This is a genomic window from Virgibacillus subterraneus, from assembly GCF_900110695.1.
In the GTDB taxonomy this organism is placed as follows: Bacteria; Bacillota; Bacilli; order Bacillales; family Amphibacillaceae; genus Lentibacillus; species Lentibacillus subterraneus.
In genome coordinates this window covers 945,687-972,266 of sequence record NZ_FOEH01000001.1, presented here as the reverse complement: position 1 = coordinate 972,266, position 26,580 = coordinate 945,687, and the positions used below count along the sequence as shown (strand labels likewise).

The following is a 26,580-nucleotide window of genomic DNA, read 5'->3' as shown; positions in this document are numbered from 1 at the left end:
TATCCGATCTATTTTACGAACTATAGTTTGTATTTACTGCTTTATTTTTTAATTAAGAAATTGATTTAATTGCTAATAAAACTTGCCAATAGCCGAATTGACTTGGCAAGTTACTATTTAGTTCTAATGATATTAATCCCGTACAGTTACATTATATTTAATCAACCAATAATTAATCTGACACAAGTGTGCAATAAGCTGCGGACCTTTCATTAATTGTCCGTACCATGGCTCTTTGAATTCTTTCCCTTCACTCATGACAATTGCTTCTACTTTTTTTCGATCTATAAATTCAAATAGCGGCGAACCGGAATCTGCTAGAATTTCATTCATCCAGCTAACCACTTTTCTAGTGTATTCTGGTTGAAATGTTTTTGGATATGGGCTCTTCTTCCGATACAATATATCGTCCGGCAGGATTCCTTCCATAGCCTTTCGTAAAATACCTTTCTCCCTGCCATGTAAATTCTTCATTTCCCATGGTATATTCCAAACATATTCTACTAAATTATGATCGGCAAATGGAACCCTAACTTCCAGACTGGCACCCATACTCATCCGATCCTTACGATCCAGCAATTGCGCCATAAACCAATGTATATTTAAATAAAATAGTTCCCTGCGCCTTGCGTTCTCCGCATTTTCCCCATCAAGTCTTGGTGTCTCATCAATCGTCTCTTTATAACGATTATATACATAGTCTTTAAGATTTAGTTTTGTTTGCCAATCTGAGTGAAGCAAATCTATTCTTTCATCCAGGGATCTCATCCAAGGAAAACCATCGTCTGATGAGGCTGTGGGGTCATGAAACCAAGGATATCCACCAAAAATTTCATCTGCACATTCTCCGGATAAGCTCACTGTTGTATGCTCTTTAATACGCCTGCTAAACCATAACAGAGACGAATCAATATCAGCCATTCCTGGTTGGTCACGTAAATCAACCGATTCCTTTAGCAAACTCGCTAATTCATAACCAGTCATCACTTCATCATGATGATTGGTTGAAAAGTGTTTAACCATCTTTTCAATCCATGGTCGATCACTAGAAGGCTGAAATTTGCTAGACTCAAAGTACTGATCGTTACCTTCATAATCTACCGAAAAAGTAGCCAGCTGACCTCTGTGGTTTGCTTTAAAATAGTCAGATGCAATAGCAGTTATTGCACTTGAATCTAAGCCGCCTGATAGAAACGTTGAGACTGGCACATCAGCAACTAGCTGACGCTGAACAGCATCAACAAATAACTCCCGCACTATTTCAGATGTTTCCTCTATTGAATCATGATGTGGATTGCTTTCTACATTCCAGTATCGCCAAACTTTTAACCCGTTTTTAGAAAAAATCAAAGAATGACCCGCCCGTAATTCATCAATTCCTTTAAATATTCCATGTCCTGGTGTTCTCGATGGACCTAAGCCAAATACCTCAGCCAAACCATCACGATCAACTGCCGTCTTCATATCTGAATGCGCCAATATTGCTTTTAGTTCAGACCCAAAAAGTAAACGTCCTGAACCTTCATAGAAAAACAACGGCTTAACACCAAGTCTATCTCGTGACATAAATAACTGTTCTCTCTCCTCATCCCACACCCCAAAAGCATAAATTCCGTTTAAGAAATCAACACAATTTTCTTTCCATTCAATATAAGCTGTAAGCAGCACTTCTGTATCTGATGTTGTATAGAAATTATAACCTCTGTTTCGTAACTCTTTTCGTAATTCTTCCGTATTATATAACTCACCATTATACACAAGCGTATAAGTACATCCATCTTTCTTCTTATGCATTGGCTGTTTTCCACCTTCAATGTCAATAACAGCAAGTCTTTTGTGACCAAACGCAGCATGTTTATCCACCCAAACTTGTGTATCGTCCGGGCCACGCAAAGTCAATGTATCTGTCATTTTTGCCAATGCAGGTCGCTCGTTCCAGGCGCTATTATTCCAATTCACCAATCCAGTAATCCCGCACAATTCACTTCATCCTCTCACAGAATATCAACAGAATAGTATATGCAGGTGACATAATAAGTATTCCAGATACAACTTATGAGTATATGACAAACAACCTTAAATAATGATAGTGAAAAAAAGAAAGAGCCAGGGACATAACTAAAACTTTCCACCTTATAGATGGATAATAACAGGCTAGAATTTTTAGAAAGGTTATTTTCAATGGTTGGATCTATTGCGTAGTTGATATAAACTGTGAAGTAACATGGAAAAATACTCAACCGGAATCATAACTTCGATATGAGTGACCGTTTCTCACTATTTAAACAGTGTTCGCGTTCTCATAACCCTGATGAAGACACGTTTCACGCTATTTGAATAGCGTCCGGGTTCTCATAACCCTGATGAGAGAGCCCATGGCTAGTAAGACTGCGAAAGTGCTAGCTTGAGCAGATGTTGCATTGGTACCGGAGTGGTGCAAAAGAAAATTTTTACTGTGTCGCAGTTTATATCTAATTAGCAAGAAAAATAAATCCGAACTTATTCTAATTCTATTTCAAGAATTTTGAATCATAGTTCGGATTTTACTTTGACCAGATCACTTTTGTCCCGGCTTCACATAGCCAGTCAATCTCTCGTTTTATTTTTCAGAAGCAAATACAATCCCAGTTTGTATACGTGCTTCTTCAGTTACAGAAAGTACATTGAAACTCAATTCTTTCAGTTCCTTATATGCCTTATCATTTCCAGTTTCTATAATTCTGGCAAAATGGTCAATCTCAAACACCATGTTATTGTCTTGATTTACAGAATTTAAAGTTACTCGTTCTTTTGATGGTGTTTTAAAAAGACGCGGGTTATTTATCTCCCCAGCATCATCGAAAATTAGTGTCCCTTGCTCACCTTGAATCTCACATGAATTAAAGGAATTGGATATCTTTGAACATAGAATCGTACAAGTGAAATCAGAATACGTTAAAACTAATGTGCCATTGCCGTCGACACCACTCTTTAATTTAACCGGAAAGTATGAAATATTTTCAGGCTGTCCAAACAAAGCTATTGCCACAGATAAAGGATAAACACCGAGATCAACAAGTGCTCCACCAGAAAATTCCGCTGTAAAGATATTTGGATTTCCTCCCTGCAAATACTTATCATAACGGGAAGAGTACTGAATAAGATGCAACGACATACTGCGAACATTTCCGATTTTATCAACATTATCCTTCAAACTTTTAAAGTTAGGTGAATGTATATTGCGCATTGCCTCAAATAAATAAACATTATTTTCTTCAGCTATTTGATGGGCCTTTTTCCACTCTTCCGTATTTGAAAAAATTGGCTTCTCACATACAACATGTTTTTTTTGCTTTAAAACTGTAATAGCATGTTCAATATGCATCGAATTTGGGGATGCAATATAAACACAGTCCAACTCCCTGCTTTTTGCCATTTGTTCGATGTCTGTAAAAACGTTTTTTACATTATGTTTGTCAGCAAACATATTCGCCTTTTCAGAAGTCCTGGAATAAACAGCATTATGCCTAAAATTTTCGGAACTTTTAGACGCATCTATAAATGCATCCGTAATCCATCCTGTACCGATTGTACCGAATCTCATCATCTCATCCTTCCTTTTGAATATAAATACTGCCCAACACCAGTGATGTTAGGCAGTATATACTACAAAATTTTATTGTTCAAGCTTTTCGATACGCTTTTCCAGGCTCTCTGTTGATTTCAAATGATTTATCATTCGCTTGATCAATTGTATCTCTGCCTGTGCAGTCATTACATGATCCTGTGCGTGTATCATGAAGAAGTTTGGTACAGTATCATCTTCGCTTTGAATTAGCTGTGTTTGATACTTATGACCTTTAAGAAATTCTTCATCCGCTTCCTCAAGTAACTTCTCGGCATCATCAAACTTATATTCTTCCGCTTCATTCAGGGCTTCATAAGCTGCACCACGGGCGTTTCCACCGTGTAAAATAAGTTGCATCATTATTTCTTCATAATTCATAGCGCAATCTCCTCTCTAGCTGTTAACTGGCTGTTCTTCGTTATTTGATTGCTCTTCTTCGACAAGTTGTTTTTCATATCGTTTAAAGAATGGGTAATAAATTACTGTCGCAATTACTGCGTTCATAATCTGAACAAGACCTGCCAGCCATGAACCACCGGTAGCAATAAATCCACCAAAGAAAATCGGCACCGTAAATGGTGGTTGAACGATAACAGGTGGCAAAATACCTGTTGCAAATAAAATATAGTTGACAGTAACAATAATTACTGGACCTAATATAAAAGGAATTATTAGAACCGGGTTCAGAACGATCGGAAGTCCGAAAATTACTGGTTCATTAATGTTAAAGAATGACGGGATAATAGCCGTCTTCCCTACTTGTTTAATTTGCGCTGACGCTGAGAAGACCATGAAGATAACCAGTCCCAGTGTTGCACCTGACCCACCGATATGTGTAAACATATGGAAGAAGGGCTCTGTAACAATACCTGTTGCTTCACTTCCTGATTCAATTGCATCAGCATTGCTAGCTAGCTGCGTCATCCAAAATGGATAGGCAACAGAAGATACGACGTTCATTCCATGAATACCAATTGACCACAGAACAAGCATTAACAAAATCATACCGAGGGCTGCCCAGTAAGAGTTTGATGCTGCAACAAATGGACTAAACGCGTCCAATACTAATTGCGGGATTGTAACGCCAAAGTTCGCCCAGACAATCCATGCCAGAATCCACACTAAAGGAAGGATTAACATGAATGGAACTAGCGCTCGAAAGGTTCGCATTACATATGGTGGAACACCTGCTGGCATTTCAAAAGCAACACCCTTATTAATAAGAAACCGCATTGCTTCAGTTGTTAGTATACCTAATATAATTGCTACGAATAACCCTTGTCCACCTAGATAGTTTAAAATATCACCAAAAGGTACTTGTGTAATGTCTTTTACTGGAAACGCAGTCATAAAGAAAGCTAGCATCGAAAGAATACCTGCCATAACTGCATCCATATCTTCCCGAATCGCTAAACTATAACCAACACCAAACGCCACCGTTAATGCCATTAGTCCAAAGGTCAGGTTAAATGGAAATAGTAGCTGTGCCTGAATAGGCTCTACTGCGTTTTCCCACGCATTAATTATTCCCCAGTCCAAAGAAGATGGCGGGTTGGCAATAATTAAGAAGAACGCCCCTGTAATAATAACTGGTAATGCAAAAATAACGAATGCATCTCGAATTGCCTGCAAGTATTTATTTTGGGCAATTTTTCCCAATGGTTCCATAAGGTGATCTTCTAGCCATTTTGCTATGTTCATTTCTATCTCCCCCTTATTTCATTAAATTTAATGCTTGATCAAGTACTTTATCGCCATCCATTAATGCGAATGCACGTTGATCAACAAGTTCTACCGGAATATTATGTTCATCTGCCACTTTTGTAACTTCTTTCTTCAGATGACGAACCTGTGGCTCCAATAATGCAACATCATATTCGCTTGCTTTCTGTTTAAATTCACCGGTTCCTCCAGCAAAAGCTTGAAAATCCAAATCTCTTTTTTCTGCTGCTTCCTGAACCTTTTTAGCTAATTGACTTGAAGTTGCTCCCCAGCTGCATAAGATAATTAATTTCATTTTAGTACACTCCTTGAATTAATTTTTTGATAGAATCTTTCTAGCTAATGCATCAACATTTTTATAGTGACCCATTAGCCAATATGAAAACCATGACGCTGCGAAAATAGTTAATGAAAATGCGACACCAATTCCCAGGATAAGGTTTGCGGAAGGCTGATTCGTTATAACTGAATACAGACCGTATCCCACCCAAATCAGTGAAAATGCGAGTGCATAAATAAATAGAAACTTTTTCATTTTATCCCTCCCCTTGTTATAGTCCCAAAATTGTTGTTGCCTATACCTTTTTACAGAATTGAAACTTGATACATCTTTCATGTATCATTAAGCAAAAACTGTGCCAACTTATACTAATCAAACGAATTTACTCTTCAAAACCTTGACATAACAATAATATTATTTTTCACAATAAGTAAAAAAAGCGCAATAAAAAAATGTGTGCAATAATTATTGCACACATTAGTGAGAGAGCTTTACTAGCTCCTTACGTATTTCGCTTACTAGTTCAATCTGGAAAACTTCTTCTATTTTGTTATAAAGAGGCGACCAAAGCTTATCCTCTTTGTCCGTAATTGCTGTTGTGTTGTCTAATGGAATGGAAGATATATATTGTTCATTAGTACCTTTTACATTTACCGAGATAATTCGATCAATTAAAACACTTAAATGCATCCACATACCAAGTTCCCTATTCGTATCCCATCCATAATAATGGCGAATCGGTGGAATAAACTCATTTAAGATTCCAGCAATTGTCTTCGGGTTTATATAGGTAACAATCTCTCCAAGTCCTTGAACAATCAAATCATAAATTTCTTCACTTGAAACATTTTTTTCCACGTTGGGGATTGTTGATTGGCGGGTGATTTCCAGCAGTTTCAACATTCTGGAAATACCCTCTTGCTGCAATAGTTCCCACGCTGGAATATATGGAATACCATCGATAGAAACCGGAACAGTCCCGATTATAGCAATCACTTCATAATAACTTTTCAAGTCCTTAAGGATGGAAGTGTCTTTCGTATTCGGATCAATTCTGACAGACCGAATCAATACATCCTGATCAAGTGTTGATAATTGATTCTCAATCCATGACTCTAGTAACTGTGCAGCACCCTCTCCAGTGAAACAAACCGTGGCAATAAGGCGCTTTTTCTTAATATTAGCTGACTCTTGTTCTTTTTCCATAAAAGTAAACATTGCCTTTTTAGATTCGTAATAGATATCATCCAAAGTCTGATCAGAAACAAGCGATTTTCTGCCAGCTTCCAGCACCATTGGAAGATTAACGCTTGATAGAGTTTTAATCGGCACATCCAATTCGTGCTGAATCGTATCGCCCATCGTAATCAGCGATCCGATATCAACTAGTAATAACGCACCTTTTATATGGTTTAGCCCAATAACTTTTTCCTTAACTCGTTCATATGTGTCTGCTGCAGCAATATCCAATGGCATATCAATCGCATGTATTACATTATTACCTAGCAGATAATTCGTAACTTCCGCCATCGAGGAAGCAGTTGATTTGCCATGGGTGACAAGAATAACCGCAATGGTTTGTTCAGATGCCTGTTTGTAATTCTGCTCAGGTGTCAGAAAATGTGCAATGAGCTCTATTTCTGATTTTGGCAAGTCTAATTCAATTGTTTTTTGCAAATGTGCCGCAAGCTGGCTCGCTGCCTGACGATAGGCCATATTTGGATGAATCATCTCTGGAATTGGAGCTTTATCAACATTATTCTTAAGGTGATTACGATAATTTTGTAAATGCAAGCCAATTACGTATAACTGATTCTCATGAATATTAATTGGCATAATATCCTTCAATTGTTTCGCCGCATTCTGTAATGCCCGATACAAATCTTCCTCTATCAACTGCTTCCACCCTTGTTGCAGTGAGCCCGAATGCTGATACTTTTGTGTTAAATCCTGTATATAATTTAAAACAACTGATTGAAGTCTATCGCTCCCATTCTGTTGCGAACCCTTATCGAGCCGTTGATAGATATTTGGAAAAGACTTTTGGTCAGACTCTTTTGCTTCAATTAGTTGAACCGCTTTTTGTTCATCCGTTTCCTGATGCACGAGTGCCGTGCTGTTACCAGGAAAATCCTCCATTTTTATTAGCACATTTTCTTCTTCTTTATTTAAATAACGTAAATAGGCACGCGCACAAACAATTTGAATATCACTTTTCAGCTGTCCGATATTACCAGGACAATCATAAGTCAAGAATTCATTCCGACATGCATCCTCAATCGATAAATTAGTATTCATTTTTGCAGCTTCTTCAGCGAGGAAATGCTCAATCAGTGCCTCACGTTCTGATATTGTTCTTTCTCTTAAAGGTGGAACATTCAATTTAACCGAAAAACGCCTTAATAACGTCGGCAGTAAATAGCTTTCAGAATCCTCCGTTGTGGCACCAATCAGCGCGATGTTGGCGGTCCTTTCTTGTGTTGCTTCACCCAGGCGGCGATAAACCCCTTTATCTATTAGGTAAAACAACATCTCCTGCCCAGAAGGCGGAAGACGGTGAATTTCATCCAGGAAAAGAATACCACCATCTGCCTGTTCAACTAAACCTTTTTTATCCTCTGTTGCACCTGTAAAGGCACCTTCTTTAATACCGAAGATTTGGCCAACAAGTAATTCAGCATTTTGCGCATAATCTGCACAATTAAAGGCAATGAAAGGTACTTCCTTGCGCTCAGTTGACTTTTCTATCGCCATGTTGGATAATTTTTCTGCTAGATAGGATTTCCCTGTTCCCGTTTCACCTGTCAATAGAATGGGGAGTGGTCTGGAAGGATACAAAAACGCTGCAGTTCCTGTTTCCAGAATCGGCTGGAGACTGTCACCCGCGCCAATCACGTCCGTTTCAGATGCTTTATTGCTGCTGGAAGTTTTTATTTTGTATTTCACAGGCTTCCCAGGAAGCTTAATGACCTTTTCCGCTTTTACCAAGTCATTTAAATAGCGACTAGCTGTGGACCGGTCTATATTGAGTTGCTCACCAATATCACCCGCGCTTAAGCTATTTTTATCTGTATTGTTAAGTTTTTTATAAATATCCATTATGCGACTCATAGCATGCTATACCTCATCTATCTTAAATAATAGTAATGCACATTTAATTTTAGCAGGAATAGCACAAAAATGCATATTTATTGACTAGCAAATAAGAGATGAGGCGACCTTATGTTTTACTGATGGCTTAGAAAAAGCTTAGAGAAAAAATCTTCTCTAAGCTCGTTTCCTTTTATAAGCGGACTCACGGGACGCTATTCTTGCAAAACAGTGACCTTTTAGCAGTTATCCGGACATAGAAGCACTTATTTTACATATATCGTACTTAATAGAAAAAATTTTGCCAAATAAGGTATCTGGTGTCCGAATACGCCACCATATTAGTTGTTTTTTACAAAACAAAGTACCTGCTGTCCGCCAAACTTCATAATTATATTTTTACCCGAATTTGCTTTACATATTTTAAGGCGTCAACGTTAATTCGATTCCTTTTTCTGCATTCATCTTAGTCACATGATATCCGCCGCCGACCCAGTCGTTCATTTGGTTATGGTACCAGTCACTCTTAAAGTGTCCAGCCTGGCCCGGGCCTACGATATGATAACCTGTTTTCATATCATTAGTATCGATCACAAACCGCCATGATGCACCATGATCAACAATTCCGGTTTCGGCATCATAACTCGCAGCCATTGGAGTAACACTGCTCCCACCAACAGAAATTGGATCCTCGTTATTGAAAAAGAATTCCAGTACCGGACTTACATCTGACAATGGATGATAAAACTGAACCTTATGGTAGTCGCCCCATTTCCAATCTGCTGGTTCGTTTCCATACTCTTTTAACAATTTGTCCATTGTATTTTCAAGTGACACGCTTAGCACTTCCTTAATTCCGCCATTCTCCTCAACCCATATCGAATCATTACCTTTACGGAGAAGTTCATCAGTTGTTTGCCCACGGCTGCCGAATAAATCCATGACATCTTCAGGAATTTCACCATCATATAAAATAGCTTCAATTTCATCCAGCCATTGGTGAAATATTAGTGGCTGAGCTGCATCAACATGATCCTTGTAATCCCATTCCAAAAGCAGTTCCAATGCCCTTTGAGCGTCATCCGTTAATTCCACACTATTTAACGTTTCTGCAAACATTGGTACAAACTCCCGTGCCTGTAAATTCATTTGGTCCATCTGCAACGCCTGCATATCTTTAGCCGTTAAATCATTACCTGCTTCAAGTACTTCAGCAATCCGCTCATAACGATACGGTTGTGCCCACATGTTGCTAATATGATAAGGATATTCGTCACCGATTATTTTATTGTTTGCAGTCGCAATAAATCCCTTATCAGGATTAACTACTGTCGGCAATTCATCAAATGGAATATACCCTTTCCAGTTATTCTCTTTTTCCCAACCTTCTAGAGGTAACTGTGCATCCTCACCATTTTCATAAATAGGAATATTTCCATTTGCTTTATAAGCAATTGTCCCATCCTTTGATGCAAACACAAAGTTTTGCGCTGGAGACAGGAACTTTTCCAAACCTTTCTCAAATTCTGGCCAATTTGATGCACGGTTTATTTCCAAAATAGCTTCAAGCTCTGTCGTTGCTTCCAAAGCCGTCCACCTTAAGGACATAACTGTATCCTTTGCGCTTTCATTGGCATGTTCTGAAATGATCGGCCCATGACGTGTCTCAACAACCTCGTAATCTATTGTTTCACCATCTTTAACCTTGATTGGCTCATCGATTACTTCAGCTTCTTCCCAATTATCCTCATACAAAAATTCATTAGGGTTATCAGGATTTCTCTTTTCCAGATAAAGCTGCTGGACATCTGGCCCAGTATTCGTAACGCCCCAGGCAATTTCCTCATTATGGCCTAATATAATCCCAGGAACACCAGCGAAAATAACGCCGCTCACACTCACGTCAGGTGACTCCAATTGCATCTGATACCAAATCGATGGCGTCGCAAGACCTAAGTGCGGATCATTCGCTAATAACGGCTGGCCCGACTCTGACTTTTCGCCACTTACAACCCAGTTATTGCTTCCATTAAAAGCATGTGGAATAATCGCATTTTCAAAACTTGCTGCCACATCAACTTCATCCGCGCCTATGATTGTCGGCTTATTTTCAGGGTAAGTCGGAAATAACTCATACGCCTTTTCTTCAGCAAAGTTGTTCAGTGCATAATAGTTAAACGCTTGACGCTCCCAATGCCCACCAAGGTCAAACGCCATATATTTACCTATTGTCAATGAATCAACCGGTGTCCATTCGGCTGGTTCAGACCCCATAAGTGTAAACTCGACAGGTAAACTATTTTCTTCTTTTGCCTGTCTAATATACGCGTTCACACCGTCGGCAAACCACTGTAAAACTTTCTTGCTTTCATCAGAATAGGTATCATATGACCCCTCCGCTGCCCGTCTTAATCCTAGTGAACGAAAATACTTATCATGACCGACAGCTGCTTCGCCAACAATCTCACTTAACGTCCCAGATGCCTGCCTGCGCGACATTTCCATCTGGAACATTCTGCTTTGGGCCTGTATGTATCCTTGAGCCATGAACAGATCATGATTGTTTGCCGCCTTGATATGCGGCACACCATCCCCATCCGTTATCACTGTCACCTCATTTTCCAATGATGGCAACTCAATTGTCCCTTCAGTCTGTGCAAGTGACTTATTTATGTATCCGTTTACAAAAACAAACAGACTAATCCCTATCGTCAACAATACCCCAAGACTGATAAGAATTATTTTTTTCTTATTTCTCTTTTTCTTTTGTGGCTCCAGATTAACTTCCTGTGTTTGCAATGACATAGTCCCCCCTTGTTTCTTAGCAAGATAGTATTGAATAAGCGCAACTGATTGCATGCACTCCATGCTTAACCCAAGTTTTCTAAGCAGTTAAGAAAGTATAAATCCTTTCTTACTGCATAAGTGCAACTAAAGCTTATCTATATTAGGGCTTGGCGATAAGCCAAGTTTTCTAATATCTATTATTATATTCTTTCGATATATACCGACAAAAGTCCTGCAAATCTACTAAATATTTAACGATAAGAGATTGGAGAACAGACTTGCTTAGAAAAGAACAAGTTCAAGCCTAGTCATTCACAACCTTCCATGTCCTGATTAGCCCCTCAACAATAGCACGAACCACTTCCGGATCCGTATCATATTTCGTATGCGAAAGCGGGTTCCAGCTTGTCAGCAATCCTCCAGTATTTACCCCAACGTCTTTTTTCACTGCCCGATTATATTCACCGTTCAGCCCCTTAAGTGGATATGCCAGAATATCATCTTTATCATAAAAATTAAGCCATTCTCCTTTTAAACCTGGGTAAAATTTCTCCAAATCAAGTGACGGAACAGCGATTGGCGAGCCAAAATCAATATATCGCATCGACCATAATGCCATTGGACTTCCCATCGTATAAAAGAGAGTTAGCGTCTCACATTGTTCAATCGGTGTCTGGTGGGTACACGTTTTCGTTTCAACACCCATATTTTCACGTCTGAACTGTAAATCATAAAAATAATTACTCGCAACTACAGTTCCAAGGCTATGACTGATGACACAAAGTGGTGCGTTTTGTCCAGCCCGTTCTTTCAATTTTCGAATCGCTTTAGCAACCAGCGTATGAACCTTATCATAGTTTTGCCCACCCGAACTCGTAGGCTGGTACGCAACAGCATCGGATAAAAAATCAATTATAAAGCGGCGCATCCGTGTATAATCCAAATCCTGATCCTGTTGCAGATTATTCCAAAGCTCCTCCTGCTCACCTGCAAAAATAGCCGACCAGAACACAGGCTCAAACTCCAGCTCTGAGCTCTTTACCCCTAACTTTTTCTCAAAACGATTCGAAATACGTCTAATCATTTTCTCAGCAAAATGTTTATCAGGTGTACCTGCTCCATGTAAAATCAATATGGCAATTCTTTGGGTCATACGTCGCCTCCTCTAAATACCTATTAACCTACTGAACAAGACAGACTTCAATTACAAACAATATATCCCATCTTCACTAGAAAAACAATCTCTTATTCGTAATAAAAATGCAACGTAATTGTAAGATTATTACAGCGCTAAAAAGGTTATATACTTGTTAACAGAGTCATTTCTGTAAGCGAAATATTATTTAACATAAACCGACAAAAAACGGGAAGTGACAGGCACCACCACCACTACCAAAGGAGTGATTTTAATGAAGGGGATTATTCTTGCTGGGGGTAGCGGTTCGAGGCTTTCTCCGAGTACCGACAGTATTAGTAAACATTTACTTGCTGTCTATGATAAGCCTATGATTTATTATCCATTATCAGTATTAATGCTGGGTGGGATTACCGACATCATGATTATTACCACACCTGAAGATAAACCCCGCTTTAAGGACCTTTTGGGCGACGGCTCATCACTTGGCATCAACCTTAACTACTTGGAACAATCAGATCCAAATGGGATCCCGGAGGCATTTATTCTAGCTGAGGATTTCATCGGAAAAGATGATGTGACACTTATCCTAGGTGATAATATTTTTTACGGTCAAGGTTTCACGACCCTATTTAGAAAAGCACTTGAAAATCATCGGAACGCAACAATATTCGGATATCGTGTAAAAGATGCACATCGGTTTGGGGTAGCAGAATTTGATCATAATCAGAAAGTAATTTCCCTTGAGGAAAAACCGGAACAGCCAAAATCAGATTTTGCCGTAACTGGGCTATATATTTACGACTACCGCGCTGTCCAGATTGCTAAACAACTACCATACTCAGCACGAGGCGAACTGGAAATCACCGACTTAAATAAAGAATACCTAAAAGGCAGCCAGCTTGACGTGCAATTATTGGGTAGAGGGTTTGCTTGGATGGATGCTGGAACACATGAATCACTTTTCGAGGCATCTGAATTTGTAAAGATTACGCAGCAGCGTCAAGGATTTAAAATTGCATGTCTGGAAGAAATCGCCTATTACATGGGCTATATGAGCCAGAAAGCACTAAAGGAAAAAGGAAGAGCAATGGAGAAGACCGATTACGGAAAATATTTACTCGAAATTGCTGACCGTAAACACACAGAACAATACTGGGAATCTATTGATCGAAATCCAATGTTAGGACTGGTAGAAAATGAATAAAACATTGCTCATAACAGGCGGAAATGGATTTATTGGTTCAAATTTCATCTATTATTTCCTGAATAAATATCCCGATTACCAGCTAATAAATGTTGATAAATTAACCTATGCAGGCTCAACAGCCAATCTTCGTGAAGTGGAGAATTTTGAAAATTATCACTTCATTCAAGGAGATATTGCTGATGAAGTTCTCATAAAAAGTGTATTTTCAATTTACGATATTTATGGTGTTATCCATTTTGCAGCTGAATCGCATGTTGATCGGTCCATTGAAGATGCAGCATCGTTTATTGAATCAAATGTACTCGGAACAACCGTATTGCTTCAGGCTGCTCGCGAATCATGGGAATTGAAAGGTGAACTTGCAACAAGACGCTTCCATCATATTTCAACCGATGAAGTGTATGGATCACTTGGCACAGCTGGAAAATTTCATGAAGATACACCCTATGACCCCCGTAACCCGTACAGTGCTTCCAAAGCAAGTGCCAATATGCTTGTGAAAAGCTTCGGCAATACGTATGGGATGAATGTTGTTATTTCGAGCAGCTCCAACAATTATGGGCCCAAGCAGCACGAGGAAAAACTGATACCAACAATTATTTCAAAATCCTTAAAAGGTGAGTCTATCCCTGTCTATGGTGATGGAAAAAACATACGTGACTGGCTTTATGTTCAAGATCATTGCCGGGCATTGGATCTTATTTATCACAATGCAAAACCATTAGAAACATACAACATTGGTGGTGGAAATGAAATTACGAATATCGAACTAGCGATGAAAATATGTGATATTCTGGACCATCTAAAACCTGAAAATCATAGCTGTAAAGAATTGATTGCATTTACAGAAGATCGCCCGGGACATGACAGACGTTATGCAGTCGACGATACAAAACTAAGGGAAACCTTAGGGTGGGAGCCAGCGATGGATTTGGATACGGGATTAAAAAATACGGTTGAATGGTATGTGGAACAATGGGAACAAATCACCCAACAATCTCTGTAGTCATTCCAGTATTCGGATGCGAACCTTGTTTGAACCAACTTTATGACCGTATTAGAACAACCATCGAAAAAATCCCTGCCCAGTTCGAAATTATTTTAGTAAACGATGCCAGTCCTGATAATGCCTGGGAAACCATTAAACAGCTAAGCGTAACAGATGATCGCATAAAAGGAATTGACCTTGCCAGAAATTTCGGTCAGCACCATGCAATTACTGCTGGTCTTGACTACGCTATCGGTAACTGGGTTGTTGTGATGGATTGTGATTTACAGGACCGTCCAGAAGAAATCCGAACTTTGTACGATAAAGCTCAAGAAGGATATGAAGTCGTATTTGGGAATCGTGTACAGCGTCAGGATAATTGGTTTAAGCGAAAATCATCACAGTTTTTTTACTCAGTTTATGATTATTTTACAGGTGGGACATCAGACCATACCTCTGCCAACTTTAGTATCAGTTCCAAAAAAGTGGTTGATGGATTCAAGCAAATGCGCGAACAAAACCGATTCTTCCCACTTTTCATTCAATGGATGGGGTATAAATCGAGTACTGTCCAAGTCGAGCATAACTCAAGAAAGGCAGGAAAAACTTCCTATAACATAAGAAAACTTGTCACTCTAGCAACCGATGCTATCATATCCCAATCGAATAAACCACTTCGCTTATCAATTCAATTTGGCTTCTTAATTTCGTTGGGATCATTTCTTTATGGGATGTATCTATTTGCAAGATACTTCTTTTTAGCAGAACCCGTACAAGGCTGGACCAGTGTCATGGTCTCCATTTACTTTATTGGTGGATTGATTTTTTTCAACTTTGGCATTCTTGGGCTTTATCTAGGCAAGGTATTTAATGAGACAAAGGCAAGACCACTTTATTTAATTCGTGAGACGACAGAAGATAACGACAAACGGAGCTGATAATATGAAACATTTACGGGAAACCCCTTGGGACAAGAGAAATTTTAATATGGACACATTTGAAGTGACTGGAACACGTGAAGAAGCGCTTCAGGAAACAAATAAGTATAATGGGCACTACACCCTTAAGATTGGCCCCTTGGAAAGTCCGGAGCTCCTTCTAAAATATGGTTTTTATTATATGGACACATTAATCGAGCCCGTATGTAAAAAAGAAAATTTACATCTTTTCGATAAAGATGCCACATCAATTACGAAAGATTATAATCCATCGGAGATTATTCTAATAGCAGAAGAATCGTTCAAGCACGGGCGGTTTCATCGTGATTTCAATATCCCAAATTCGATGGCTGACACTCGCTACATGAATTGGGTGAAGGATCTTCAGGAGAAGGATCAGATTTACGCCCTCATGTATGAAGATGATACAGCAGGTTTTTTTGCTTATGAGGATGACAAAGTTCTTCTGCTTGGAATTAAGGAGGAATACCGAAGCAGAGGTCTGGCAAAAGCATTTACGAGTCAAGGCTGTGCCGAGCAATTCAAGCACGGGCATAACGAGTTACGGACGTCCATTTCAGCTGCTAATGTGGCTTCATTAAATCTGTTTTATTCACTTGGCTTCAGGCTTATGAATACAGTCGACGTTTACCATAAAGTAACCGGCCCAGGTGTGTGATCATGGGATACCTTTATATTTTTGGCACAATATTTTTCACCGTTTATGGCCAAATTGTTTTAAAATGGAAAATTGATAAAGCAGGCTTACTACCAGAAGCATTGACTGATAAAGTTTATTTCCTCTTGCATTTATTACTCAACCCTTGGATTCTATCTGGGTTCATTTCAGCATTTGTCGCATCCCTTTTTTGGATGGCAGCAATGACAAAATTCAATATCAGCTATGCATACCCTTTTATGAGTCTGTCATTTGTTTTAGTGTTTCTGCTTTCCGTAATTATTTTCGGGGATCCCATAACTGTACAAAAAGTAGTTGGATTAACGTTAATAGTTGCGGGCATTATCGTTACAAGTCAATCGTTGTGAGGTGATAGATTTGATTCCGTTTAATAAACCATGTGTTATTGGAGAAGAAGCAGCAGCAATGCAGGAAGCAATTGAACAAACAAAGCTGTCCGGCAATGGACCGTTTGGAAAAAAATGTACCGACTGGCTTGAAGCACGACTGCAGTGCGAGAAAGTTATCCTGACACCATCATGTACAGCTGCACTTGAAATGACCACATTGTTAATGGAAGTTGGCGAAAAGGATGAAGTAATCATGCCATCGTACACATTTGTTTCAACGGCTAATGCATTTGCTCTACGAGGAACAGCGATTCGCTTTGTTGACATCGAACCAAATACGATGAATATCTCACCTGATGCAATCGAAGCAGCTATAACCAGTCGTACAAAGGCTATAGTTGTTGTTCACTATGCGGGTATATCCTGTGATATGGATTCGATAATGGATATTGCAAATCGCTACGGACTATGGGTTATAGAAGATGCGGCCCAGGCACTGTTCAGCTCGTACAATGGAAAGCCTCTAGGTACCATTGGACACTTTGGTGCGATTAGCTTTCATGAAACAAAGAATTTTACTTGCGGTGAAGGTGGTGCCTTAATCGTAAATCACTCTGAGGCAGTCGAACGCGCAGAAATTTTACAGGAAAAAGGCACAAACCGGGAGCAATTCTTTAAAGGAATTGTAGATAAATATACATGGCGCGATGTTGGTTCATCCTATTTATTGAGCGACCTAAATGCAGCATACCTGTCTGTTCAATTACAGCATGCCGACTTGATTAATAAGAGCCGATTACGTGCATGGAAGCAATATTACGATGGGTTAACTGATTTGCCCGAAGTTGAAGTTCCGCACGTCCCATCAGAATGCCAACACAATGCCCATATGTTTTATATAAAAACCAATCAGCAACAGGAGCTGATTGAATACCTTAAAAAACATGACATAATGGCCGTAACACATTACGTGCCGCTACATTCGTCACATGCAGGGAAAAAGTTTGGAAAGTTTATTGGTGAAGATCAGTTCACCACAACTGAAAGTGAAAAAATTGTTCGCTTACCATTATACTTTGGAATAGGAGAAGAGGCTGTAGATGATGTGGTCACCCATACACAAGCTTTTTTCAACACCTAAATTAATAACGTTCGCATGTCTGGTGATTATCGCCTATCTGCTGCCATATTATATTCTTGGTGAAGACACACATATTCGCGTGCACGACAATTTAGACTCAAACATTGTCTGGTACAAACTGCTCGTTGAAAGTGGACAGTTATTTTCACCAGGAACAATTCCAAATGTGATTAATGGACTGCCACGAAGTACACTTGCCTCCCCATTTGATGCAATGGTGTGGCTTTATGTACTCTTCGAACCGATGACAGCTTATACGATTGGGCAAACAATCATGCGGTTTGTTGCTTTCTATGGCATGTATATTTTATTTCGAAATCGTATTGAAACACCATTAATTTCAGTTGGTGCAGCACTATGTTTTGCACTGCTGCCATTTTGGCCATCAGGTCTCTTAACAATTGCAGGTCTGCCACTTGCTTTACATGTATTTTTAACAATCCGCGACCATGGGTGGAACATCAATAAATATTATTGGCTAGTATTATTGTTACTGCCGTTTTTCTCAAGTTTTATCCTTACATTTGTATTTTTCTTAGGTCTGATGGGCGTAATTTGGTTAATTGATTGGATACGATTAAAAAAGTCCAACTGGGCATTTTTTACCGCGATTACGTCTATGACAGTTCTCTTTTTGATGAAAAATTATTTATTACTTTATTCCATGTTTTTAAGCGATGGATTTATATCGCACCGGACAGAAAATAACCTTGGACATAATGATTTGGCAGAGACATTGAAGTTATTTTCCCATAATTTCGTTAACGGACATACGCACGACATGGCAGTCCACACCAAAATCATCGTCCCTGTTATCGGTGTTGCGTTCCTTGTTGCAGCATATCGTAACCTGAAACCGAAAATATTACCTAGCTTATTTATATTCAACTCCTTGATTTCACTCTGGTACGCATTCTGGTATTGGGAAGGATGGCGTGTATTAAAGGATCAAATTATGATTCTGAACACGTTTAACTTCAGCAGGATACATTTTCTCGATCCAGTGATTTGGTATATCTGCTTTGCATTGGCATTGTGGATTCTATGGAAGCATCTCCGATTTGGAAAAGTTTTAGTAGTAGCGTTAATTGTTGCGCAATGTGGCATCGTGTTTTATTTAAATGAAGAAAATAAATACAGTAAACTGGGCACTCCCACATTTGCTGAATTTTATTCAGAGAATTTATTTGATTCGATTGAAAGTTATATTGGAAAGGACCAATCCAAATACAGCGTTGTCAGCATCGCTATGCACCCAACCATTGCTCAATATAACGGATTCTATACACTTGATACGTATAACAACAGTTTTCCATTAGAATACAAGCACAAATTCCGAAAAATAATCGCACCCGAACTTGAAAAAAACTCTAATCTTAAGAATTATTTCGATACCTGGGGCGGCAGACTGTATATGTATGTTAGTGAGCTCGGCGAAAATTATCGATTCACAAAACATAGTAACAAAGAATTGGAAAATCTCAATATAAATACTGAGGCACTGTCTATGTTAGGTGGAGACTATGTGTTGTCTGCCCTGCCTATTTTGAATAACGAAGAGAATGGGCTTATATTTGAGCGGAGTTTCGAAAATAGTGAATCCCCATGGAAAATCTATTTATATAAAATTGCCGCTCGAATTTGAGGCGTCGTCGCTCGAATTTGGGGCATTGTCGCTCGACTTTGGTCCGTTGTCGCTCGACTTTGAGGCGTTGTCGCTCGACTTTGGTCCGTTGTTCGCTCGACTTTGGGGCGTCGTCGCTCGAATTTGAGGCATTGTCGCTCGACTTTGGTCATCGTCGCTCGACTTTGGTCCGTTGTCGCTCGACTTTGGGGCGTTGTCGCTCGACTTTGGGGCATCGTCGCTCGACCCCTCACCATGTCAAAGTGTTCAATTTTCTTAGTACATACTAATAGAAGAATACAGGTTCACTTATTGTAGTCCCAGAGTACTTTCCACTCCCCTTCAACCATCGTCGCATAAACATCCTGGACAATATGAAACCGGCCATATTTACCTTTATACTCTTGTATGACAGTCAATTTATAAACAAGATCAATCGGTTCTGCTCCTTCTTCAATTTTCCAGTTCTTTACTTCCACTGCTTCATCCAAGGAGTAAGTAAACGTAGTAACCCCAAAGTGATTCATGAACACGTGCGCGCGATCCTGCAGATAGTGCCCTTTATCAAACTTTTCTTGCATTAATGGATGGAACATTGCCCAGGAATCGGAAAAGGCCCCATCCTGTTCATATGCATAAAACATGTCAATTGCCTCAACCGCATAATCCTCAGGAGACTTATCAATGAAAAGATATATGGTAAAACCAATACCAAAGGTGACCACCAACAGCAGCACTATCCTCATCTTACCCCTCCTAATTGACTGGGCAATTACATTCCTAATTTAACCCATAACTTATCTCCGTTAACTTTGAACCCTTTTACATTGCCAACCGGTATATCTCTAATCCTGTCAATACAATTCAAATCAATCCTTATCGTATTTTTTTTATAGTGTAAAAAAGGTGGTCTGTTAAATATTTTACTTTTCAGCCACCCTAAATTAAGCGGTGTTATCCTATCAATTTGAAAATACAGCACTCGCTTGTCCGCATGTATTGGCTTTAAATCTATTTCAAAATTCATGTTAAAAATCAGCTTTTTAGCTACGCCGCTGAACCGTATTAAATCATCTTGCATGCATATAGATAGGTCCTGTACAGAATTTTGCCGGGCCAGTCTTTTTTCAAAGATGCGTAAGAGTATATTTGATGAAATTGGCAGGTTTACTCCTAGGTTGTTCATTAGATTCTTCCTTTGCAAATGCCGTTAATACCATTTTATTCGAAAATAGGCGAAATATTATATAATTTACCTAGTCTAAAATCTTTGTTTCAAGTGATAAGTAACCATCGATACCCCGAAAACTCCTCAGCACGAATATCATCCGCATTCGCACCTTCTTCAACAAACATGTCATACATGGCCATCACCATACCAGCCGGCCTGGTAAGATAATAGATTGGTTTGCTGACATCTGACACGTAACGCTTCAACAATTTTGCATCAATGTAACCGTTCTCTCCGCCCCATTCATCTGAATCGGCTTTCATCATGACAGGAACAAAACTGAATTTGGGATTCTGTTCCGCAAACTTTTCGAAATCAGTCATGAATGAACTTCCGGTGTATGCAAAGTGAAATTACCATGAGCATCGTCAAATTTCACCTTTTTTCGCTCGAGCAAGTCCTTAAGTATCCGTTAATATGCAGAATTACTCCCCAAAAAGATTTTGTAAAACCATTAAAAAAAGCCACCAGTCTTATAAACCAGCAGCTTCAATCTCCTTTATAGACAGGCTCCAACTTATTAATCGAATCCTCCTTACCCAACATCCCCGGGCTCACTTCAATAATATCCGGATACTTAATACCAGCTCCTGTGTTCAGAGCAACTACAGTTTCATCCTGTCCAACCCACCCGCTTTCTCTTAAGCTGCGAATCGCTGCAAATGTAGCAGCACCTTCTGGACAAATAAAACATCCTTCCATGTAAGCCACTTTCTCCTGTTCCTTAAGCATCGATTCGTCATCGATCGCAATCGCGCAGCCATCGGTATTATAAATAGCATCTAACACTAGAAAATCTCCTAATGCTTTCGGGACATTGATACCGAATGCAACGGTTTCGGAATTCTTCCAAAACACAGATTCGTGTTTTCCTTCTTCCCATGCCTCGACAATAGGCGCACATCCTGTTGATTGAACAGCTACTAATCGGGGAAGCTTTCCTTTGACCCAGCCTAATTCCTTTAATTCGTTCAGAGCTTTATAAATTCCAATCAGACCAACGCCGCCACCAGTTGGATATAAAATGACATCAGGCATATTCCAATTAAGCTGTTCAGCGATTTCCAGCCCCATTGTTTTCTTTCCTTCAATCCGATAGGGCTCTTTCAATGTAGAGGCATCGTAAAGGTTATAGTCCTTGACCGCTTTTCCTACTATTTTTCCGGCATCACTGATGAGTCCATTCACTAAATAAAGATTGGCTCCTGATAGAGCGATTTCATTTCGGGTGATTTTGGGAGCATTTGTCGGCATCACAATGGTAGCTATTATACCAGCCCTGGCAGCATATAAACCCCATGCTGCACCAGCGTTTCCATTTGTCGGCATTACTAGTTCCTTAACGCCAACTTCTTTTGCCTTCGATACACCAACGGCTGCCCCTCTTGCCTTAAACGTACCTGTCGGGATCAATGCCTCATCCTTCATGTACAGATTTCCAATGGACATATCATTTCCAAGTTTCCGCAACGGGATTAATGGAGTCATACCTTCTCCCAGTGAAACGACATTAATTTCTTCCTCAACCGGCAGTAATTCGTGATACCGCCATAATGTAAGTTCCCTTGTACCCCATTCACCGGGTGCTACATTCTTCTTCATTTTTTCCAAGTCATATGTTACTAATAAAGGTGAACCACAAGTGCATACTTGATGCTGCTCGCTGGTCCCAAATGTATTTCCACATTTCGGACAATAAAGATGCGAAATATAACTGAATTTCAACATATCCCCTCCTATCTAAAGACATGGTTGTATATCATTCCAATAGTTTCGAATAAATATCTTGTTCCAACATATTACTTACATTGATTACCTCACCGTTTTTTATGGAACGGTCAGCAGCTTCCCCGACAACAATGGACCAAAAACCTTCTTCCACTGTGGCTGTTGCTTTATAATTACCCTCTATGTTATCGATAAAATACTTGTGCTCATAATATGTGGCGCCACTATGACCACTTCCCTGAATGACTGTTGGGTAGCAGGGGACTGCTGTTTTTGCTGTTCCGTTTTCTCCACTTAATACTTCCAGATACGTTCTGTCACCGTTTATAGGTAAAAAATCCTCTTTTTCGTACGCTTTCAGTCTGCCTCCGTCACCGCATATTGTTAATTCTTCATAAAACATAGGTGCAAACATACAGAGCTGAAATTGGGCTTTGATGCCATTCTCGTAATTTACCGTGACCATCGCATTGTCGATAATATTCGACTTGGTACCTTTATAATAAAAATCCGTAAAATTGACATCCATGCTGCCTGTTGCGTAAACTTTTTCCGGCCTCGATTGTGCGAATAAGTTTAATAGATCAAAGTAGTGACAGCATTTTTCAACCAGTGTTCCCCCAGAGTATTCCGAAAATTTATTCCACTGATTGACCTTATCCAAAAATGGCACACGATGCTCTACAATACTTATATTTTTGATATTTCCTGCTGAATTTCTTTCCAGCATTTCGTGAATGGCTTCCGTATAAATAGGTTTATGTCTGTATTGAAGACCAATTTGAAAAATAGAATCGTAGTCTTTTGCTATCTCTTTTATCTCCCAGGTGTCCTTTAATGTTGTCGCCATCGGCTTTTCTAATAAAATATGTTTTCCTGACTTAACTGCCTCTTTAACAATGTCAACATGTGTATAATTAGGGGTGCAAATAATTAGCCCGTCAACTTCCGAATCCTGACAAGCACTTTCTAACGTATCATAAACTTTCAATTCATTACCCGGATACTCCTGCCGAAAAAAATGACAGGTATTCTCTATACTGTTTTCATTAAGATCAAAGATACCATTGATTTTTGCCCGTCCCTCCAACATTGTAACCTTTATGTGCTCCTGGCCAATCATACCTGCACCAATTACATTAAATTTATACTTAGGGGGAGTTTTTGAGAATAAATACTTATCTTTCTCTGTTAAATAGTCTGACTTAAAAAAACCAGTATAAAAATTATTATTTGTTTCACTCACCACCTGATACACCTCCTTACAGTCGACACGCCGGAATGGAATAATTTTGAAGGACATCCGCAGCCTTATTCTGGCTCCCAAATAGATTTATTTTTTCTTTTACTTTCTCTTTCATATAGGTTTTACCTGTCCCAAGTGAATTAGCGAGTACAAATTCCTGCTGGTTCTCCTCGAACACTTTTTGAATACCGTAAGTGAAAGACTGCCTCAATTCGGTATCCACGTTAATTTTAGCAACACCTAATGAAATAGCCTTTTCTATTTGCTCATCAGGTACACCAGAACCACCATGCAAAACAATTGGCCGTCGTACAGCTTCTGTTATATCTTGTAATCTTTCAAAACGTATTTTTGGTTCTGCCTTGTAAAGACCATGTGCAGTGCCAATAGATACTGCTAAATAATCCACATCCGTTTCTTGTACAAATGAAACAGCTTCTTCTGTTGTAGTTATTAGGGCATCTTTTTCATGAACAGTTATATCATCTTCTGTTCCTCCAATTTTTCCAATTTCACCTTCTGAACCAATGTTAAGCGCCCTGGCTATAGCCACAACTTTTTTAGTTAACGCTGTATTTTCAACAAATGATAAGGACGAGCCATCAAACATAACGGATTGAAACCCTAATTGGATCGCTTTCATCGTTTGTTGAAAATCACTGCTATGGTCAAGATGATTAGTAATTGGAACGGTGGTATCCCTCCCATACCAATCAATTAATAATTTCATTGGATCCATGCCTAAGGTTTGAATAACTTTCTGTCCTACCTGAATCATAACAGGTGACTGTTCCTCTTCTGCCGCTTCAATTATAGCTTGAACAGTTTCGGCATTGTGTGCACTAAAAGCACCTATTCCATAACCATTTCTATAAGCATGATCTAATAATAGCTTGCCATTCAGAAAAGGCATTTTTAACTTACCTCCTTTATCTGTTTAACTCAATATCATAATGATACTGATCACTGCGATATTTTGTTTTCGTATATTCAATCGGGTGGTTGTTCATACCAAAACTTAAACGATTCATCTCAAGCATCGCCTCACCGGGCCTTATACCCAGTAAATCTGCCTCGTCCTGCGTTGCATTAATCGCATAAATTTTTTCGCTTGCCTTATGAAGATAGATATTGTGGTTCTCTAAAATTTCATAATACCTTGCTGCATTCAGGTCGTATTGCATTAAAATACTCCCAATATTATATGGCCAGCACGTTCGCTCCAAAGCAATTGGCATATCATCAGCAAACCGGATTCTTTCTATTAAAAGAATAGGTTGATCTTCCTTAACAGCTAACATTGATTTTTCAGTAAATAGCATATCACTAAATTCCGTTCGTATCAGTTTTGATTGAGGAATTTGACCTTTTTCAACTACCTCCTCAGCAAATCCTTTAAGGCGGCCTAAACTCCCTACTAATCTCTGAGGTTTAACAAACGTACCTCTGCCTTGTGTTTTTTCCAGTAATCCGATTTGTACAAGAACAGAAATCGCTTGCCTAATAGTCGTTCGGCTTACATCAAATTCTTTCATTAATTCCCGTTCGGTTGGGATCAGTGTTTGTTCTCCCCACACACCATCCTGAATGCGTTTAACCAATACATCCTTAATTTGAAGATATAAAGCCTTATTTGAGTTATGATCTAATTTATTTGCAGACATCAACTTATCTCCTTTGCAATGGCGGCGGATAAGAGGATAAGTCATAACCAATCAGTGGGCTCAGCCATTCATTATACGCTGCCTGGTCATTCAAAAATTTTGCTGGAAGTTTTCTTTCCCCGCTTTGAACAATCGTTTTAAGGGAAACTGGTGTAAACACTGATTCATATGCAGTATTTTCGGAACGCTGGAGAGATACCATGACATCTGTCGCTCCTTCTCTAAGCCAGCGGGCTCCCACACTGCCGACTTGAATGGCTTCGGTATAATCAGTTGCTGAAACGGAAGCAGAGCAGCTTCTTTGATTCATTCCTAACAATTCAGCACGTACCATGACATTCATGTGTTCATTAACCTTATTTTCAATCTCCTTTGAAATCCCTCCCAAAACGGAATGACCATTTACACGCTCTCTCTCTATTTGGCTTCCTTTATCCCAGCATACCCCTTCGCTTACAACAATCAGCGCAACACCATAATCCCGAGTTGCCTTTTTAATATGATGAAATAAAATCTCAGGTCTTAACGGCTTTTCAGGCAATGCGATAAAATGGGGACCATCGTTTTCGTATTCCTTGAGAAAACCAGAAGCTCTCGCCAACCAGCCAGCGTTTCTGCCCATTGTTTCAATAATCCGTACTTGTTCAAAATTATTCATAGCCAAGAGATCACGTCCCATATCCCTTGTCACTTGTGCCACATATCTGGCAGCACTCCCAAAACCCGGAGAATGGTCTGTTCCTGCCAAGTCATTATCCACCGTTTTGGGGAGACCTAATAGTTGCAACTGAAAATGCTGACGAATAGCTTCATCTTTTATTTTGTCCATTGCCTCCATGGTTCCGTTTCCACCAATGAAGACAAGCGTATCAATCTGGAGATCTTGGAGTACCTGTACAGATTGGCTTATTTGTTCCTCACTTAATGTATAGCGGCCGGCACCCAGAGATGCACCAGGCACTTTTTCATGTGCCAATATATTGTCAATCACGTTGTCACTAGCTTGCAGAAACTTTTCTTTTGCTAACCCTTCAAAACCGTTCCTAATGAATGTAAGGGAGTGATCCTTATATAACGCACGGACAAAAGCTGCCAACGTGGCGTTAATAACTGCTGTCGGTCCTCCAGCTTGCCCAATGGCAATATGCTTCATTGATTCC

Annotated in this window: 24 protein-coding genes; 7 read left to right on the top strand and 17 right to left on the bottom strand. The window is 39.4% G+C overall.

From position 1 onward, the window contains the following. Positions 1 to 132: 132 nt before the first annotated feature. The 9 genes from asnB to BMY13_RS04490 all read right to left on the bottom strand — a co-directional run bounded on the left by asnB (position 133) and on the right by BMY13_RS04490 (position 12,639). Positions 133 to 1,980 (bottom strand): asparagine synthase (glutamine-hydrolyzing), encoded by a 1,848-nt coding sequence (asnB, locus tag BMY13_RS04530; protein ID WP_092502862.1) that lies wholly within the window; start codon positions 1,978 to 1,980, stop codon positions 133 to 135. A 619-nt stretch (positions 1,981 to 2,599) separates the two neighbouring features. Next, on the bottom strand, positions 2,600 to 3,586 hold the full coding sequence (locus tag BMY13_RS04525; RefSeq protein WP_342728378.1) for a Gfo/Idh/MocA family protein: 987 nt from the start codon (positions 3,584 to 3,586) through the stop codon (positions 2,600 to 2,602). A 69-nt stretch (positions 3,587 to 3,655) separates the two neighbouring features. After that, positions 3,656 to 3,985, bottom strand: coding sequence for a PTS lactose/cellobiose transporter subunit IIA (locus tag BMY13_RS04520; protein ID WP_092491827.1), 330 nt, complete (start codon positions 3,983 to 3,985; stop codon positions 3,656 to 3,658). A 15-nt stretch (positions 3,986 to 4,000) separates the two neighbouring features. After that, the gene (locus BMY13_RS04515; protein ID WP_092502858.1) at positions 4,001 to 5,308 is read right to left on the bottom strand and encodes a PTS sugar transporter subunit IIC; all 1,308 of its coding nucleotides are present in this window, start codon (positions 5,306 to 5,308) and stop codon (positions 4,001 to 4,003) included. Positions 5,309 to 5,321: 13 nt separating this feature from the next. Next, on the bottom strand, positions 5,322 to 5,624 hold the full coding sequence (locus BMY13_RS04510; protein ID WP_092491825.1) for a PTS sugar transporter subunit IIB: 303 nt from the start codon (positions 5,622 to 5,624) through the stop codon (positions 5,322 to 5,324). Between the two features lie 18 nt (positions 5,625 to 5,642). Then, positions 5,643 to 5,864 carry a hypothetical protein gene (locus BMY13_RS04505; RefSeq protein ID WP_092491824.1) on the bottom strand — a complete coding sequence of 74 codons (222 nt, stop codon included), beginning with the start codon at positions 5,862 to 5,864 and terminating at the stop codon, positions 5,643 to 5,645. Positions 5,865 to 6,086: 222 nt separating this feature from the next. Next, positions 6,087 to 8,720 carry a sigma 54-interacting transcriptional regulator gene (locus BMY13_RS04500; RefSeq protein WP_092502856.1) on the bottom strand — a complete coding sequence of 878 codons (2,634 nt, stop codon included), beginning with the start codon at positions 8,718 to 8,720 and terminating at the stop codon, positions 6,087 to 6,089. 402 nt (positions 8,721 to 9,122) lie between these two features. Then, the gene (locus tag BMY13_RS04495; RefSeq protein ID WP_092502854.1) at positions 9,123 to 11,504 is read right to left on the bottom strand and encodes a penicillin acylase family protein; all 2,382 of its coding nucleotides are present in this window, start codon (positions 11,502 to 11,504) and stop codon (positions 9,123 to 9,125) included. 286 nt (positions 11,505 to 11,790) lie between these two features. After that, complete coding sequence (locus tag BMY13_RS04490; protein WP_092502852.1) at positions 11,791 to 12,639, bottom strand: chemotaxis protein; 849 nt, start codon at positions 12,637 to 12,639, stop codon at positions 11,791 to 11,793. Between the two features lie 256 nt (positions 12,640 to 12,895). Here BMY13_RS04490 and rfbA point away from each other — a divergent pair, with 256 nt between their 5' ends. The 7 genes from rfbA to BMY13_RS04455 are packed head-to-tail and all read left to right on the top strand — an operon-like array spanning position 12,896 to position 19,572. Further along, entirely contained in the window at positions 12,896 to 13,828 is a 933-nt protein-coding gene (gene rfbA, locus BMY13_RS04485; RefSeq protein WP_092491820.1) for a glucose-1-phosphate thymidylyltransferase RfbA, read from the top strand. Beyond that, on the top strand, positions 13,821 to 14,837 hold the full coding sequence (gene rfbB / locus BMY13_RS04480) for a dTDP-glucose 4,6-dehydratase (RefSeq protein ID WP_092502850.1): 1,017 nt from the start codon (positions 13,821 to 13,823) through the stop codon (positions 14,835 to 14,837). The genes rfbA and rfbB overlap by 8 nt, the downstream gene beginning before the upstream one ends. Then, complete coding sequence (locus tag BMY13_RS04475; RefSeq protein WP_092502848.1) at positions 14,807 to 15,757, top strand: glycosyltransferase family 2 protein; 951 nt, start codon at positions 14,807 to 14,809, stop codon at positions 15,755 to 15,757. The genes rfbB and BMY13_RS04475 overlap by 31 nt, the downstream gene beginning before the upstream one ends. Positions 15,758 to 15,761: 4 nt before the next feature. Continuing rightward, positions 15,762 to 16,436 carry an N-acetyltransferase gene (locus BMY13_RS04470; protein WP_092491817.1) on the top strand — a complete coding sequence of 225 codons (675 nt, stop codon included), beginning with the start codon at positions 15,762 to 15,764 and terminating at the stop codon, positions 16,434 to 16,436. 2 nt (positions 16,437 to 16,438) lie between these two features. After that, positions 16,439 to 16,804 carry an EamA family transporter gene (locus BMY13_RS04465; protein ID WP_092491816.1) on the top strand — a complete coding sequence of 122 codons (366 nt, stop codon included), beginning with the start codon at positions 16,439 to 16,441 and terminating at the stop codon, positions 16,802 to 16,804. 1 nt (position 16,805) lies between these two features. Next, entirely contained in the window at positions 16,806 to 17,927 is a 1,122-nt protein-coding gene (gene rffA, locus BMY13_RS04460) for a dTDP-4-amino-4,6-dideoxygalactose transaminase (RefSeq protein ID WP_425445143.1), read from the top strand. Continuing rightward, the gene (locus tag BMY13_RS04455) at positions 17,890 to 19,572 is read left to right on the top strand and encodes a DUF6044 family protein (RefSeq protein ID WP_092502844.1); all 1,683 of its coding nucleotides are present in this window, start codon (positions 17,890 to 17,892) and stop codon (positions 19,570 to 19,572) included. The genes rffA and BMY13_RS04455 overlap by 38 nt, the downstream gene beginning before the upstream one ends. Positions 19,573 to 19,856: 284 nt before the next feature. On the opposite strand, the gene BMY13_RS04445 is transcribed toward BMY13_RS04455, so the two are convergent. The 8 genes from BMY13_RS04445 to BMY13_RS04410 all read right to left on the bottom strand — a co-directional run bounded on the left by BMY13_RS04445 (position 19,857) and on the right by BMY13_RS04410 (position 26,573). After that, a complete protein-coding gene (locus tag BMY13_RS04445; protein WP_092502840.1) occupies positions 19,857 to 20,297 on the bottom strand; it encodes a hypothetical protein in 441 nt (146 codons plus the stop codon). Between the two features lie 26 nt (positions 20,298 to 20,323). Then, positions 20,324 to 20,737 carry a hypothetical protein gene (locus tag BMY13_RS04440; protein WP_092491811.1) on the bottom strand — a complete coding sequence of 138 codons (414 nt, stop codon included), beginning with the start codon at positions 20,735 to 20,737 and terminating at the stop codon, positions 20,324 to 20,326. A gap of 89 nt (positions 20,738 to 20,826) precedes the next feature. Beyond that, positions 20,827 to 21,105: a ferredoxin reductase domain-containing protein gene (locus tag BMY13_RS04435; protein ID WP_092502838.1), complete on the bottom strand. Its 279-nt coding sequence runs from the start codon at positions 21,103 to 21,105 to the stop codon at positions 20,827 to 20,829. Positions 21,106 to 21,271: 166 nt separating this feature from the next. Next, positions 21,272 to 22,507, bottom strand: coding sequence for a threonine synthase (locus BMY13_RS04430; protein WP_092502836.1), 1,236 nt, complete (start codon positions 22,505 to 22,507; stop codon positions 21,272 to 21,274). Positions 22,508 to 22,541: 34 nt separating this feature from the next. Further along, entirely contained in the window at positions 22,542 to 23,756 is a 1,215-nt protein-coding gene (locus BMY13_RS04425; RefSeq protein WP_245736013.1) for a Gfo/Idh/MocA family protein, read from the bottom strand. A 16-nt stretch (positions 23,757 to 23,772) separates the two neighbouring features. Next, positions 23,773 to 24,669 carry a class II fructose-bisphosphate aldolase gene (locus tag BMY13_RS04420; protein WP_092502832.1) on the bottom strand — a complete coding sequence of 299 codons (897 nt, stop codon included), beginning with the start codon at positions 24,667 to 24,669 and terminating at the stop codon, positions 23,773 to 23,775. A gap of 16 nt (positions 24,670 to 24,685) precedes the next feature. Next, positions 24,686 to 25,420, bottom strand: coding sequence for a GntR family transcriptional regulator (locus BMY13_RS19885; protein ID WP_092491806.1), 735 nt, complete (start codon positions 25,418 to 25,420; stop codon positions 24,686 to 24,688). A gap of 4 nt (positions 25,421 to 25,424) precedes the next feature. Beyond that, positions 25,425 to 26,573: a diphosphate--fructose-6-phosphate 1-phosphotransferase gene (locus tag BMY13_RS04410; RefSeq protein WP_092502830.1), complete on the bottom strand. Its 1,149-nt coding sequence runs from the start codon at positions 26,571 to 26,573 to the stop codon at positions 25,425 to 25,427. Positions 26,574 to 26,580: the final 7 nt, after the last annotated feature.

Coding starts and splice junctions, on each gene's coding strand:
- BMY13_RS04525 (WP_342728378.1), bottom strand. CDS start 3,586: ATGATGAGATTCGGTACAATCGGTACAGGATGGATTACGGATGCATTT.
- BMY13_RS04520 (WP_092491827.1), bottom strand. CDS start 3,985: ATGAATTATGAAGAAATAATGATGCAACTTATTTTACACGGTGGAAAC.
- BMY13_RS04515 (WP_092502858.1), bottom strand. CDS start 5,308: ATGAACATAGCAAAATGGCTAGAAGATCACCTTATGGAACCATTGGGA.
- BMY13_RS04510 (WP_092491825.1), bottom strand. CDS start 5,624: ATGAAATTAATTATCTTATGCAGCTGGGGAGCAACTTCAAGTCAATTA.
- BMY13_RS04505 (WP_092491824.1), bottom strand. CDS start 5,864: ATGAAAAAGTTTCTATTTATTTATGCACTCGCATTTTCACTGATTTGG.
- BMY13_RS04500 (WP_092502856.1), bottom strand. CDS start 8,720: ATGAGTCGCATAATGGATATTTATAAAAAACTTAACAATACAGATAAA.
- BMY13_RS04495 (WP_092502854.1), bottom strand. CDS start 11,504: ATGTCATTGCAAACACAGGAAGTTAATCTGGAGCCACAAAAGAAAAAG.
- BMY13_RS04490 (WP_092502852.1), bottom strand. CDS start 12,639: ATGACCCAAAGAATTGCCATATTGATTTTACATGGAGCAGGTACACCT.
- rfbA (WP_092491820.1), top strand. CDS start 12,896: ATGAAGGGGATTATTCTTGCTGGGGGTAGCGGTTCGAGGCTTTCTCCG.
- rfbB (WP_092502850.1), top strand. CDS start 13,821: ATGAATAAAACATTGCTCATAACAGGCGGAAATGGATTTATTGGTTCA.
- BMY13_RS04475 (WP_092502848.1), top strand. CDS start 14,807: ATGGGAACAAATCACCCAACAATCTCTGTAGTCATTCCAGTATTCGGA.
- BMY13_RS04470 (WP_092491817.1), top strand. CDS start 15,762: ATGAAACATTTACGGGAAACCCCTTGGGACAAGAGAAATTTTAATATG.
- BMY13_RS04465 (WP_092491816.1), top strand. CDS start 16,439: ATGGGATACCTTTATATTTTTGGCACAATATTTTTCACCGTTTATGGC.
- BMY13_RS04455 (WP_092502844.1), top strand. CDS start 17,890: ATGTGGTCACCCATACACAAGCTTTTTTCAACACCTAAATTAATAACG.
- BMY13_RS04445 (WP_092502840.1), bottom strand. CDS start 20,297: ATGAGGATAGTGCTGCTGTTGGTGGTCACCTTTGGTATTGGTTTTACC.
- BMY13_RS04440 (WP_092491811.1), bottom strand. CDS start 20,737: ATGAACAACCTAGGAGTAAACCTGCCAATTTCATCAAATATACTCTTA.
- BMY13_RS04435 (WP_092502838.1), bottom strand. CDS start 21,105: ATGACTGATTTCGAAAAGTTTGCGGAACAGAATCCCAAATTCAGTTTT.
- BMY13_RS04420 (WP_092502832.1), bottom strand. CDS start 24,669: ATGCCTTTTCTGAATGGCAAGCTATTATTAGATCATGCTTATAGAAAT.
- BMY13_RS19885 (WP_092491806.1), bottom strand. CDS start 25,420: ATGTCTGCAAATAAATTAGATCATAACTCAAATAAGGCTTTATATCTT.
- BMY13_RS04410 (WP_092502830.1), bottom strand. CDS start 26,573: ATGAAGCATATTGCCATTGGGCAAGCTGGAGGACCGACAGCAGTTATT.